This is a genomic window from Mycobacterium sp. NGS39, from assembly GCF_059812765.1.
Window position 1 is genome coordinate 98258 of sequence record NZ_JCALDH010000001.1, and the last position, 12954, is coordinate 111211.

General features: G+C 69.7%; 11 protein-coding genes. 4 read left to right on the plus strand and 7 right to left on the minus strand.

Translation table 11 applies throughout. The annotated features are described in order from the left end of the window. Position 1 precedes the first annotated feature (1 nt). From AC5Y39_RS00500 to AC5Y39_RS00510, 3 genes are read right to left on the minus strand one after another with little or no spacing between them, the layout of a single operon-like run. Complete coding sequence (locus AC5Y39_RS00500) at positions 2–943, minus strand: phytoene/squalene synthase family protein (RefSeq protein ID WP_500015782.1); 942 nt, start codon at positions 941–943, stop codon at positions 2–4. Next, positions 940–2457, minus strand: a complete 1518-nt coding sequence (gene crtI, locus AC5Y39_RS00505; protein ID WP_500016103.1) for a phytoene desaturase family protein — start codon at positions 2455–2457, stop codon at positions 940–942. The genes AC5Y39_RS00500 and crtI overlap by 4 nt, the downstream gene beginning before the upstream one ends. A 2-nt stretch (positions 2458–2459) precedes the next feature. Further along, positions 2460–3629 carry a polyprenyl synthetase family protein gene (locus AC5Y39_RS00510; RefSeq protein WP_500015783.1) on the minus strand — a complete coding sequence of 390 codons (1170 nt, stop codon included), beginning with the start codon at positions 3627–3629 and terminating at the stop codon, positions 2460–2462. Positions 3630–3730: 101 nt separating this feature from the next. Here AC5Y39_RS00510 and AC5Y39_RS00515 point away from each other — a divergent pair, with 101 nt between their 5' ends. Both AC5Y39_RS00515 and AC5Y39_RS00520 read left to right on the plus strand, forming a co-directional pair. After that, entirely contained in the window at positions 3731–4642 is a 912-nt protein-coding gene (locus AC5Y39_RS00515) for a DNA-3-methyladenine glycosylase family protein (RefSeq protein WP_500016104.1), read from the plus strand. 75 nt (positions 4643–4717) lie between these two features. Next, a complete protein-coding gene (locus AC5Y39_RS00520) occupies positions 4718–5275 on the plus strand; it encodes a Dps family protein (protein WP_500015784.1) in 558 nt (185 codons plus the stop codon). Here the strand turns inward: AC5Y39_RS00520 and AC5Y39_RS00525 are convergent, their stop codons facing one another. Beyond that, positions 5276–6679 carry a chloride channel protein gene (locus tag AC5Y39_RS00525; protein ID WP_500015785.1) on the minus strand — a complete coding sequence of 468 codons (1404 nt, stop codon included), beginning with the start codon at positions 6677–6679 and terminating at the stop codon, positions 5276–5278. A 95-nt stretch (positions 6680–6774) separates the two neighbouring features. Here AC5Y39_RS00525 and AC5Y39_RS00530 point away from each other — a divergent pair, with 95 nt between their 5' ends. Next, a complete protein-coding gene (locus AC5Y39_RS00530) occupies positions 6775–8214 on the plus strand; it encodes an RNA polymerase sigma factor (protein WP_500015786.1) in 1440 nt (479 codons plus the stop codon). A 64-nt stretch (positions 8215–8278) separates the two neighbouring features. Then, positions 8279–10405: a heavy metal translocating P-type ATPase gene (locus AC5Y39_RS00535; protein WP_500015787.1), complete on the plus strand. Its 2127-nt coding sequence runs from the start codon at positions 8279–8281 to the stop codon at positions 10403–10405. A 9-nt stretch (positions 10406–10414) separates the two neighbouring features. Here the strand turns inward: AC5Y39_RS00535 and AC5Y39_RS00540 are convergent, their stop codons facing one another. Genes AC5Y39_RS00540 through AC5Y39_RS00550 form a run of 3 tightly spaced genes read right to left on the minus strand, consistent with a single transcriptional unit; the run spans position 10415 to position 12944 of the window. Then, positions 10415–10594: a CsbD family protein gene (locus tag AC5Y39_RS00540; RefSeq protein ID WP_500015788.1), complete on the minus strand. Its 180-nt coding sequence runs from the start codon at positions 10592–10594 to the stop codon at positions 10415–10417. 56 nt (positions 10595–10650) lie between these two features. Next, a complete protein-coding gene (locus AC5Y39_RS00545) occupies positions 10651–10908 on the minus strand; it encodes an HPr family phosphocarrier protein (protein WP_500015789.1) in 258 nt (85 codons plus the stop codon). Positions 10909–10937: 29 nt separating this feature from the next. Then, positions 10938–12944: a PTS fructose transporter subunit IIABC gene (locus AC5Y39_RS00550; protein WP_500015790.1), complete on the minus strand. Its 2007-nt coding sequence runs from the start codon at positions 12942–12944 to the stop codon at positions 10938–10940. Between the last annotated feature and the right edge of the window lie 10 nt (positions 12945–12954).

Sequence of the window (12954 nt, forward strand, 5' to 3'; positions counted from 1 at the left end):
GCTACGCGGCCTGCCCGCGCCGCGCCCGCCACGCCTGGATCAGCGCACCGCCGGCCACCTGCAGCCGACGCGCGGTGCCGACCCGGGCGCGCTGGCTGAACACCGCGAAATCGCTTTCCTCGATGCAGTCGAGGATCTCGGAGTACAGGGTCAGTGCGGTGGCCACACACGGCCGCGACCACGGCGCCAGCATCTGCACACCCTCGGCGGCGAACCGGTAGATGCCACGGGTGATGTGGTGCTGCGCGGACAGCGCTCGGCGCACCCGTGGATCGGTGCGCCGGTGTTCGTGACACCACGTCAACAACTCGCGGTCGACGCCGAACGAGGCGAGCTCATCGGCCGGCAGGTACACCCGCTCTCTGGCCAAGTCTTCGTCGACGTCACGCAGGAAGTTGGTGAGCTGAAACGCTTGACCCAGCGCCGCAGCGTAGGGAGCCGCCTCGTCGGCGGGGCCGACCGTGCCGAGTACCGGCAGCAGCTGCAAGCCGATGACTTCCGCCGAGCCGTGCATGTAGCGCTCCAGCGCCGCGCGGTCGGGATAGTCGGTGACCGTCAGGTCCATCCGCATCGACGCCAAGAAGTCGCGGAACAGTTCCGGGGCGATGCCGTAGAACGCCGCGGTGTGGCGCACCGCCGTGAGCACCAGGTCCGTCTCCTCGTCGTCAGCGGTGCCGCCTTCGAAAAAGAGATCCGAAAGTCGTTGCAGGCCCGCCTCTTTGGCCTCGGTGTCGAGCGGCGAATCAAAGTCGTCGAGAATGTCGTCGGCCAGCCTGGCGAACCCGTACAACGCATGCACGGCGGGCCGCTGCGCCGGTGTCAGCAGCCGGGTGGCCAAGAAGAACGTGCGGCCGTGGCGGGCGTTGAGATCGCGGCAGCGGCAGTAGGCCATTCGTAGCCGCGGCTGCGTCACCCCTGCCGCGTCGAGCTCGGACCGGATCATGCTTTGCTGCCTTCGGTAGCGATGATCCTGCGTGCGGGCTGCTGCAGCGGTCCGGTGATCCGGTCGGCAGCGAGCCGCCCCGACAGCAACGCGGTGGGCACCCCGACACCCGGCACCGTCGACGAACCCGCGAGCACCGCGTTGGCCACTCCGCGAACGGTGTTGGCAGGCCGGAACGGCCCGGTCTGGGCGAACGTGTGCGCCAGTGCGAACGGCGTGCCCGCCAGCATGCCCTGCCGGGCCCAATCGGCCGGAGTCACCAGGTGCAGCAGTTCGGCGTCGTCGCCGACACCGGGAAGTCTGTTCCGCACGGTGTCGAGCAGGCGTGCGGCGTAACCGTCAGCCATGGTGTCCCAATCCACTTGTCCGCGGGCGAGATTCGGTGCCGGAGCCAGGATGTACAGCAGGTCGCGACCCGGCGGCGCCAATGGTGCGTCGGTGGCGGTGGGCCGGGTCACCAGCAGCGACGGGTCGGTCATCGGTCGGCCGGTGCGGATGATGTCGTCGAAGGTCTGCTCCCACGCGTGCCCGAACAGGATCGTGTGGTGTGCACCGGATTGCACTGCGGCGCAGCCGACGTGGGCGACCACGGCCGACGGCGCGGGACGCAGCCGCAACGGCCGGCGCGGTGTGCGACCGAGAAGCCGGTACGTCTGCGGCAGTTCGGTGGTCAGCACCACCGCGTCGCAGGCGATGCGGCTGCCGCGCTCGGTGTGGACGGCGCTGACCCGGTCGCCGGACGTCTCCAGCGCGGTGACAGCTGACGAGTACTCGAACCGCACGCCGGCGTCAGCGCCCGCCGCGGCGAGCGCGTCGGGCAGCGCACGCATCCCACCCCGCGGAAAGTAGACGCCCGCAACGGTATCCATGTAGGCGATCACCGCATACACGGCCAGCGCCCGGTGCGGCGGCACGCCGGCATACAGCGACTGGAACGTGAACACCCGCCGCAGCCGCTCGTCGTCGATGAACCGCTGCACCACCCGTGCCCACCGGCGAAAGCCGCCGAGCGCGGCCAGTCGCGCGAGTTGCGGCGTGAGCAAGCCCAGCGGGGAATCGAAGTTCGCGGCGATGAAGCCGTCGAATTCGGTGCGGTAAAGCCGAGTCAGCCATTCGCGCAGCCGCAGATAGCCCGCTGCCGCGTCCGGCCCGGCGAATGCTTCGACTTCGGCGGTCATTGCGCCCGGCTCTGTGTGCACGTCGAGCTCGCTGCCGTCGGCGAACGCGGCGTGATACGCCGGCTGAACCGGCACCAAATCCAGCCGGGCAGAACGGCTTTCACCGACCGCGGCGAACATGTCGTCGATGATGTCGGGCATCGTCAGCACCGTCGGGCCGGTGTCGAGCAGATAACCGCGCGCGTCGACCCGACCGACCCGGCCACCTGGAACCGGCTCCCGTTCGACGACGGTCACCTGGCGGCCGCGCCCAGCCAGGTGCAGCGCGGCCGAGAGACCGGCCAGGCCCGCGCCGACCACGACGACGTGATCTGCGTGCCCTCCGACAGTGCGGATCATCATGCGGTCCGCGCGGTGCAGACGGTCGCCATGTTGGCCAGCGCTGCACGCACCGACTCGTCGATCCGGGTGTCGCCGATCTGCTGACGCGCCGCGGCGACCCGCTCGTCGATCATCTCCTCGATCCACTGCACTGCGCCGGTGGCCACGATCAGCGTCCGCCAGCGGGCGATGTCGTCGTCGTCGATCTCGTCGCTGTGCATCAGTTCGGTGAGCTGGCGGCGGATCGTCGGGTCGGCCATCCGGTGCGCCGCGACGACGACGCTGGTGGCCTTGTGCTCGGACAGGTCGCCGCCGCTGGGCTTCCCGGTGACCGCGGTCGAACCGAAGATGCCCAGCAGGTCGTCACGCAGCTGGAAGGCCTCGCCCACCGCGGCGCCGTAGCCGCCGAGCAGCAGCAGCGTCCGGTTGTCGCAGCCGGCCAGCGTGGCGCCGATTTCCAGTGGGCGGCGCACGGTGTAGTTGCCGGACTTGCGGCGCGCCACGTCGAGCACGTCGTCCAGTGTGGGCAGTCCCCGCGCGTCGTTCACCAGATCCGCGAATTGGCCGACCGCCAATTCGGTGCGCATCGCGTCGTACCGCGGCCAGGCGCGGTTCAGCGCCTCGCCGGGCAGGCCGCTTTCACGCAGCATCTGCGCGGCCCAGACCAGGCACAAGTCGCCGAGCAGGATGGCGGCCGACTCGCCGAACCGGCGCGCCGACCCGGACAGCTTGCGGTCACGGTGCCAGTGGCCGAATTGCACATGGGCGGCGGGGCGGCCGCGGCGCAGCGCCGAGCCGTCCATCACGTCGTCTTGCAGCAACGCGAAGGCGTGCAGCAGCTCGAAGCTGGCCGCCGCGCGGAGCGCGGCATCATCGTCGGCGGCGCGCAGCGCGCGGGTGTCCTCGGCGGCGCCGCATCGCCAGCCCAGGTACGCGAACGTCGAGCGCAGGCACTTCCCGCCTGAGACGAACTGCGCCAGCACATCGACGGCCACGTCGACACCGGCGCCGGCCAAGTCGGCAGCGCATCGCACGTCGACGAAGTCCTGGACGTGTGTGCGCACCGTGCGGCGGATGCGGTCCCACCACGCGTCGAAAGACTCGGTACCGGTGACGGCCCCCGAGCCGCCGCCGGCGGGCGCGTCGAGCAGCTCGAGCCGCCGCGCGCTCGGACCCCGGAACCCCATCGACCTTTTCTACCCCGTCACCTTGGCGGACAACCAGGCTTCATTACATCGGAGCGGCGCACCGACCGCTCAGCCCGCGCAACGGATGTCACGATTGGTTCATCAAATGCGAATGCAGCGTCACGTTCCCCGCTCCGGCGCGACCGCGGGCCACTCTGGACCCGTTGCGACGCGGCCGGGGCGATCCGTGCTTCGTGGTGGCGCCCGACGGAGCGCTCTGGCGGACCAGCCTGATGCCCAGCGGCCCGGTGACGGCCCGGATCACGAAGTCGGCGCCGTGCGTGGTGGACTGCGAAGCTTGGGGTGCGGGCGCTGCCGAATTCGCCGACGCGCTGCCGGCGATGCTGGGGCTCGACGACGACGCGGCCGGGTTCGCGCCGCAGCACCCGACGATCACCGCCGCCTGGCGCAAGGCGGCGCATCTGCGCCTGGGCCGTACCGGCCGCGTGCTCGAGGCGCTGATTCCTGCGGTGGTGGAGCAGCGGGTCGCCGGTGCGGACGCGTTCCGGTCGTGGCGGGTGCTGGTCACCAAGTACGGCGCACCGGCGCCGGGTCCGGCCCCTGCCCGCATGCGCGTGCCGCCGTCGGCGCAGGTCTGGCGGCGCATCCCGTCCTGGGAATTCCACCGCGCCAACGTCGACCCCGGCCGGGCCCGCACGATCGTCGGATGCGCGCAGCGCGCGTCGGCGCTGGAGCGGTTGACCCGCCGCAGCCCGCAAGCGGCCCGCGAGGCGCTGACTTCACTGCCTGGGGTGGGAGTGTGGACGGCCGCCGAGACCGCACAACGCGCCTTCGGCGACGCCGACGCACTGTCGGTGGGCGACTACCACCTGGCCCGGGTGATCGGCCGCACGCTGCTCGGCTATCCGATCGACGACGCGCAGATGGTGACGCTGCTGGAGCCGCTGCGGCCGCACCGGTATCGCGTGGTCCGGCTGCTGGAGGTCAGCGGGATGGCCCGCTACGAACGCTTCGGCCCGCGGCAGGCGATCAAGAATCTTTCGAAGCTGTAAGGGTCCGTTTTCCTGGGGGGCGTCATGGGTAGCCCTTGCTGGACCGAGTCAAGAAACGCAGGACGAGGAGTGGCAATGGGTCAGTTCACTGTTCCGGGCATGTCGGACAAGCAAGGGGCGGAGGTGGCCAAGCTGCTTCAAAAGCAGCTGAGCAGGTACAACGACCTGCACCTGACGCTCAAGCACATCCATTGGAATGTGGTGGGGCCCAACTTCATCGGCGTCCACGAGATGATCGACCCGCAGGTGAAGCTGGTGCGCAAATACGCCGACGAGGTCGCCGAGCGAATCGCCGCGTTGGGCCACTCGCCGAAGGGCACGCCGGGGGCAATCATCAAAGACCGCACCTGGGACGACTACTCCGTCGACCGCGACACCGTGCAGGCGCACCTGGCCGCGCTCGACCTCGTGTACAACGGCGTGATCGAAGACACCCGCAAGAACATCGACAAGCTCGAAGACCTCGACCTGGTCACCCAGGACATGCTGATCGACCACGCCGCCGAGCTGGAGAAGTTCCAGTGGTTCGTGCGCGCGCATCTGGAGAACGCCGGCGGTGCGCTGACGCACGCGGGTGAGAAGACCGAGAAAGGCGCGGCGCAGGCAGCGAAGTCGGACAAGAAGAGCGCCTAGCTAGGCGCGGCGCTCTTCGCCGGCGGTCTCGCGGTTGCGCCGCTGCGCCCGGTAGATCGACACGTCCGTACGCGAAATCAGCAGGTAGGCGATGCCGACTGCAACCATCGCGCACGGCAGCACCGAAAACGACGTCGTCATCTCCGCCACCATGATGATCATCGCGAGCGGGGCATGCGCGATGCTGCCGAAGCACGCCATCATGCCGACGACGACGAACACGCCGGGGTTGCTCGGTAATCCGGGCGCGTGCAGGGCGTCCGCGAGCCGCCAGATCGCTGCTCCGGTGAAGGCGCCGATCACCACACCGGGGCCGAAGATGCCACCCGAGCCGCCGGTGCCGATCGACAGCGAGGTGGCCACGATTTTGGCCGCCGGCAGCAACAGCACCACCCACAGCGGGATCGCCATCAGCGTCTGCGCGGCGGCGGCCTTCTGCGCCCAGCCGTAGCCGCTGGACAGCACCTGGGGCAGCAGCAGCGCGAGGAGCCCGACGGCCAGCCCGCCGGCTGCCGGCTTGATCACAGTGCCCCCGGGCAGCCGCGCGGTCAGCGCGACGGTGCCGTAGAACGTCTTGGCGTACAGGTAGCCCACAGCCGCGGCGACGATTCCCAACACCGCGAACCAGATCAGCTGCAGCGGTTGGTGGAATTGGAACGACGACGCCACGTCGCCGAACAGCGGCTCGAAGCCGAGCATCGAGCCGAACACGGCGTAGCCGGTGGCCGACGTGATGAACCCCGGAATCAGCGAGCGATAGTCGAAGTCGTCGCGGTAGACGATCGATGCGGCCAGCACCGCACCGCCCAGCGGGGCGCCGAAGATCGCTCCGATGCCCGAGCCGATGCCCAGCGACACCGCGATGCGACCGTCCTCGTCGGTCAGGTTGAGCTGGCGGCTGAGCAGCGAGCCGAAGCCCGCCGAGATCTGCGCTGCCGGGCCTTCCCGACCTCCCGATCCGCCGGAGCCGATGGTCAGTGCGCTGGCGATGGTCTTGACGACGATCGCGCGGCCGCGGATTGCGCGCGGATCGGTGTGCACGGCCTCGATTGCGCTGTCGGTGCCGTGTCCTTCGGCTTCCGGCGCGAACCTGGCCACCAGCACCGCGGACGCGAGCGCTCCAGCGACCGTGACCAGAGGGATCGCCCAGGGTCTGGTGAAGCGCGGTGAGCCGGGGTCGCCGCCGTCACCGACGGGTTTGGGGATGTGGTAGTCGGCGAGGTAGCCGAGCAGCACGCGGCCGGCGTAGTCCAGCGCAAGGTAGAACACGACGGCGCCGAGTCCGGCGATGACACCGATCGCGATACCGAGGATCAGCCACTTGCGCAGATAACCCGCGCGGTTGATCGAGGCGCTGGCCCACTGCCGGGCTCGGCCGGCGGACGAGCGCAGCGAGGCCAGCATGCAGCGGATGCTAGCCGGATTGAACTTCTGCAGATGGGTCCAGCGTGTCCTTGTCGCGAACTACGATCAGTACGCAGTCAGAGGGGACCACCGCGATGACGGCTCTGCCCGATTGGGACCTCGTCAGCGACGCCGAGCTGGCGTCTGCTGCGGCGGGCGGTGACCGTGGCGCGTTCGCGACGATCTACGACCGGTACGCCAACCGGCTGCATGACTTCTGCATCGGCATGCTGCGCGACCGCGACGCCGCTGCGGACTGCGTGCAGGACGTGTTCTGTGCGGCGGCCACGCGGCTTCCCCAACTCCGCGAGGCCGACAAGCTGCGGCCGTGGCTGTATGCGATCGCCCGCAACGAGTGCCTGCGCTGCATCCGCGCGCGCAGCCGCGAACGTGCGTCGGACGAGTTGCCGGAGGTGGAGTCGACGGATGCCGGCCCGGACACCCTGGCCGCCCGCAGTGAGCTCGCGGACCTGATCGCGGAGGCGGCCGGAGGGCTGTCCGACCGGGACCGTGCGGTGCTGGAGCTGGCGTACCGCCATGGGCTGGACGGGCCCGAACTTGCCGAGGCACTGGGCGTCAGCGCCGCCAACGCGAAGAAGATGGCGCAGCGGCTGCGTGACACCATCGAACGTTCACTGGGTGCGCTGCTGGTGTCGCGTGGCGTGCGCAGCAATCCGAACGCATGCCCCGAATTGGGTGAGATCTTGGCCGGGTGGGACGGCCAGTTCACGGTGCTGATGCGCAAACGTATTGCGCGCCATATCGAATCGTGCCCGGTGTGCGACGAGGAGCGGCGGCGAATGGTCAACCCCGTCGCGCTGCTGGGTGCTGTGCCGGTGTTCATTCCCGCCCCGGCATGGTTGCGCGACCGCACGCTGGACCACGTCAACCTCACGTGCGCCAGCACGTCGCTCACCGACGGCGACGAGCCGATGGCACTCGCCGAAGCCGGTGCAGGCGAGGAGCCGGCACTGTTCTCGCGGCGCACGGCGCTGCCGGCCGCCCTTGCCGCGCTGGCGCTGCTTCTGGTGCTCGGGCTGACCATCGCGTGGCTTCACCAGCGCAACGAGCACATCGCGCCGGCGAACCTCACCAAGCCCGCGCCGCCGCCGACCGGGCAGCTCCAGGCTCCGCGCGTCGTCGCGCCGTCACCGCCCGGCCCCCCGGCAGCACCGCCGCCGTCGGACGACCTCACCACGACGATCCCCGCCGTGACCACGCTTCCGCCGACGGCGCAGCCATCCGAGGCGCCGCCTGCCGTCACCACGACCGCGCCCGCCGGGCCACCGCCGGCCGGCCCGTCGTCGGGGACATCGGCCGCTCCGGTGTTCACCCCGTCGACGACGTCGGAAGAGCCCGAGCCGCAGCCGCCCGTGACCACCACGCCGTCGGTGATCGAGGAGCCGCCTGTTTCCACCACGCCGCCGTCGCCGTCGGCCGGTCCTGTCAAACCCTCGAAGCCGACGATCTCTCGGCCGACCGTAGGGCCGGTGAAGCCGCCCACCTCGACGGGCAGCGGTCCGATCATCTACTGACCAGCAGGGCGCCTTCGCCCCGCCAGAGCCATCCGCTGATACCCCCTAGGGGTATAGTGACCGCATGACCGAGCATCACGGACACCACGAGCACGCCGCCCCGGCCGGCCACTGTGGTGGCGGCCACGGCGACCACAGCGACCACGTCGCGCAATATCGGCGGTTGTTCTGGCTGATGCTGCTGCTCGCAATCCCGACGGTGGCCGCCTCGGGCATGTTCGCGATGATCCTCGGCTACTCACTTCCTGAGCTTCCTGGGCTGCGCTGGGTGTCGCCTGTGCTGGGCACGGTCATCTTCGTGTGGGGTGGCCGGCCCTTCCTCACCGGCGCGGTCAGCGAAATCCGTTCGCGCGCACCGGGAATGATGCTGCTCATCGGGTTGGCGATCGTAGTGGCGTTCATCTCGTCCTGGGGCGCGAGCCTCGGGGTGCTCGGCCATCAACTCGATTTCTGGTGGGAACTCGCGCTGCTGATCGTGATCATGTTGCTCGGCCATTGGATCGAGATGCGGTCGCTGGCGCAAACCAGTTCGGCGCTCGACTCGCTGGCCGCGTTGCTGCCCGACGAAGCCGAGCGCGTCGACGGCGACGCGACCGTGCGTGTGGCGCCGGCGCAGCTTCGCGTCGGGGACCTGGTGATCGTGCGACCCGGCGGCAGCGTGCCGGCCGACGGCGAAATCGTCGAAGGAGCCGCCGCGATCGACGAGTCGATGGTGACCGGCGAATCCCGCCCGGTGTCCCGGGGACCGGGCGAGCGGGTGGTCGCCGGCACCGTCGCCACCGATTCCGGACTGCGTATCCGCGTGACGGCGGTCGGCGACGACACCGCACTCGCCGGCATCCAGCGCCTGGTCACCGAGGCGCAGAACTCGTCGTCGCGGGCCCAGCGGCTGGCCGACACCGCGGCCGGCTGGCTGTTCTGGTTCGCGCTGGGCTCGGCGATCATCACCGCGATCGTGTGGGGTTTCATCGGGCACCCCGACCAGGCGGTGATCCGGACCATCACGGTGCTGGTGATCGCCTGCCCGCACGCGCTGGGCCTGGCGATACCGCTGGTGGTGTCGATCGCCACCGAGCGCGCGGCGCGCGGCGGCGTGCTGGTCAAGGACCGGCTGGCGCTGGAGAGCATGCGCACGGTCGATACGGTGCTGTTCGACAAGACCGGCACGCTGACCAAGGGTGAGCCGGCCGTCACGGGCATCGCTGCGGCGGTCGGCAGCGCGGATCAGGTGCTGGCGCTTGCCGCGGCCGCCGAATCCGACAGCGAGCATCCGCTGGCCCGCGCGATCGTCGACGAGGCTCGCCGTCGTGAGTTGTCGCTGCCCCGGTGGACCGACTTCACGTCCGCGCCGGCGGTCGGCGTCACCGCGACGGTCGACGGGCGGACCGTGCGCGTCGGTGGGCCGCGCATGCTCGAGGAAGCAGGCCTCGACGAACTGCCGGAGACGGCGGCCTGGCACGACGAAGGCGCGATCGTGCTGCATGTGGTCGTCGACGGCGATGTGGTGGGTGCGCTCGAGCTTGCCGACGAGATCCGGCCGGAATCCCGCCAGGCCGTCGACGCGCTGCACCGGCTGGGCCTGCGTGTCGTGATGATCACCGGCGACGCGCCCGCGGTCGCCGATGCGGTGGCCGCGCAGCTGGGCATCGACCGGGTGTTCGCGCGAGTGCGGCCGGAAGACAAGGCCGCGAAAGTCAGCGAATTACAAAGCGAGGGATACAAAGTCGCGATGGTGGGCGACGGTGTCAACGACGCCCCGGCGCTCGCGCAGGCCGATGTCGGGATCGCGATCGGTGCGGGCACCGACGTCGCGATCGCCTCGGCGGGCGTGATTCTGGGCAGCTCCGACCCGCGCTCGGTGCTGTCGGTGATCGAGCTGTCGAAGGCCACCTACCGCAAGATGAAGCAGAACCTCTGGTGGGCAGCGGGATACAACCTGCTCTCGGTACCGTTGGCAGCCGGCGTGCTGGCACCAGTCGGTTTCGTGATGCCGATGTCGGTGGGTGCGCTGCTCATGTCGATGTCCACCGTGGTGGTGGCCGTCAATGCTCAGCTGCTGCGCCGGCTGGACCTGAGGCCCGATGCGAGTGTGCGCGCGGTACTGGGTGATTCGGCGGTTGCCGACCGTGGTGACACGTTCAGGCGTGGTTCGCGCGAAACCACGACGGAGGCGCCTGTTTCGGCGAGTTGACGCTGCGAGCTAACGCTTCGGGCGGAACGCGTCTTTGATCTTCTCGCCGGCGTCCTCCAGGTGCGATTTCGACTGCTGGCCGCGGCCGCGCGTTTCCATGTCGCGGTCCCCGCTGGCGCGGCCGAGGGCTTCCTTCGCCCGGCCGGCGAATTGGTCGATCTTGTTGCGCACTTTGTCGGCGGCACCCATGGCGATCTCCTCTCGGTGGGTACCGGCATACCCGTCGCCAGCGCAATGAAACAGCGTCAGGCGTCGAGGTCCTGCGCCACCAGCTCGGCGACGGTCTGCACGGCCTGCTCGTCGTCGGATGCCACGGTCACCTGCGCGCCGTTGCCCGCGCCCAGCGTCATGATCATCAGCGCCGAACCCGCGTCCACGGGTTCGCCGCCGTCGACGGCCAGCGTCACGGGCACACCGGCTTTCACAGCGGCATCGGCGATGATCGCCGCTGGCCGGGCGTGCAGGCCGATGGCTGAGCCGACGATCACGGTCTTCGTGTACATGAGCGATACTCCTTGATTTGCAGGGGGATTCAGGCAGCGGCCAATGCGGGTTCGGCCGCCGACGGCTGCGGTTTGGCGCCGATGAACTGCTTGGCGAAGATCACGGCGACGCCACCCACAGCAGTGCCGGCGGCCAGCGCGACCACGAACCAGACCAGGTTGCCGATCGCGAAGAACACGAAGATGCCGCCGTGCGGTGCCTTGAGCGTCACGTCGAACGCCATCACGAGGGCACCGGTGACCGCTCCGCCGGCCATCATCGACGGAATCACCCGCAGCGGGTCGGCCGCCGCGAACGGGATTGCGCCCTCGGAGATGAACGACGCGCCGAGAAGCCATGCGGCCCTGCCGTTTTCCCGTTCCGGTTCGGTGAACAACTTAGGCCGCACGGTCGATGCCAGTGCCATCGCAAGTGGCGGCACCATTCCCGCGGCCATCACGGCCGCCATGATCCGCAGGGTGGCCGGGTCGGCGACGTTGAGCCCTGCGGTCGCGAACGCGTATGCGGCCTTGTTGACCGGGCCGCCGAGGTCGAAGCACATCATCAGCCCGAGGATGATGCCGAGGATGATCACCGACGTTCCAGACATTCCGTTGAGCCAGTTGGTCAGGCTTGTGGTGACCCACGCCAGCGGCCGGCCGAGAAGCAGGAACATCGACAGCCCGACGATCATCGTCGCGAACAACGGGATCACCACGACCGGCATCAGGCCGCGAAACCATTCCGGCACAGTGATTTTGCTGATCCACAGCGCGACGAACCCGGCGATCAGCCCGCCGACGATACCGCCGATGAACCCGGCGCCCACGAACACTGCGACCGCGCCCGCGGTGAATCCAGGGGCCAGCCCCGGCCGGTCGGCGATCGCGAACGCGATGTAGCCAGCGAGCGCGGGTACCAGAAACGCGAACGCCAGCTTGCCGAGCGCGAAGAGCACAGCGCCCAGATACTGGAGCAGGCCGCCGTCGGGGAGATCGGTCAGCGAGTTGGTTCTGGCGATGATGTTGCCGAGCGCGTCGGTGGCGCCGCTTGGCGTATTGGCGATCTCGTAGCCGCCGAACAGAAAGCCCAACGCGATCAGCAGACCGCCCGCGGCGACGAACGGAATCATGTAACTCACGCCGGTGAGCAAGATCTGCCGGGTTCGGGTGCCCCACCCGACACCACCCGCCGAAGCGGCTTCAGGTGTGGCGTCACCGGGGGCGGCCTGCACCCGTGCGGCGGCGGGGTTACCTGCGGCCGAAACTGCTTCGGCGATCATCCGGTCCGGTTCGTTGATCGCCCGCTTGACGCCGGAGGCGACGACAGGCTTGCCGGCGAACCGCTGACGGTCTTTGACGCCGACGTCGGTGGCGAAGATGACTGCGTCGGCGTCGGCGATGGTGTGAGGCGACAGCGGGGTGCTGCCGGATGAGCCCTGCGTCTCCACCGACAGCGTCACACCGGCCCGCTTGGCGGCGGCGACCAACGCGTCGGCGGCCATGTACGTGTGCGCGATGCCGGTGGGGCACGCCGTCACGGCGACGAGCGACTTGAGTTGTGCCGCAGGCTGTTCGGTTCGTGCGGCCGGGGCAGCTGGTGTCGGCTTCACCACGCTCTCGACGAGCCGCACCACGTCGTCGCGGCTCGATGCGCCGCGCAGCGACTCGACGAAGTCGGGCCGCACCAGCGCGCGCGCCAGGCTGGACAGCAGCTTCATATGCTCCGAACCGCCCGCCTCCGGCGCGGCGATCATGAACACGAGGTCTGCCGGACCGTCGGGGGCGCCGAAGTCGACCGGGGGCTGCAACCGCGCGAAGCCGATCGACGCGGTGCCCACGTGCGGCGAACGGGCGTGCGGGATCGCGATGCCGCCGGGCAAGCCGGTCGCCGACTGCGCCTCGCGGGCCATGATCGCGGTGATCAGCCCGTCAGCGTCGGTGGCTCGCCCGGTGTCGGCGAGTTGGCGGGCGAGCCGGCCGATCACCGCCTCCTTGTCCGCGCCGGCGTCGGCGTCGAGCAACACCAGGTCGGGGCTGATGATCGATTCGGGCATGGGGCTACCT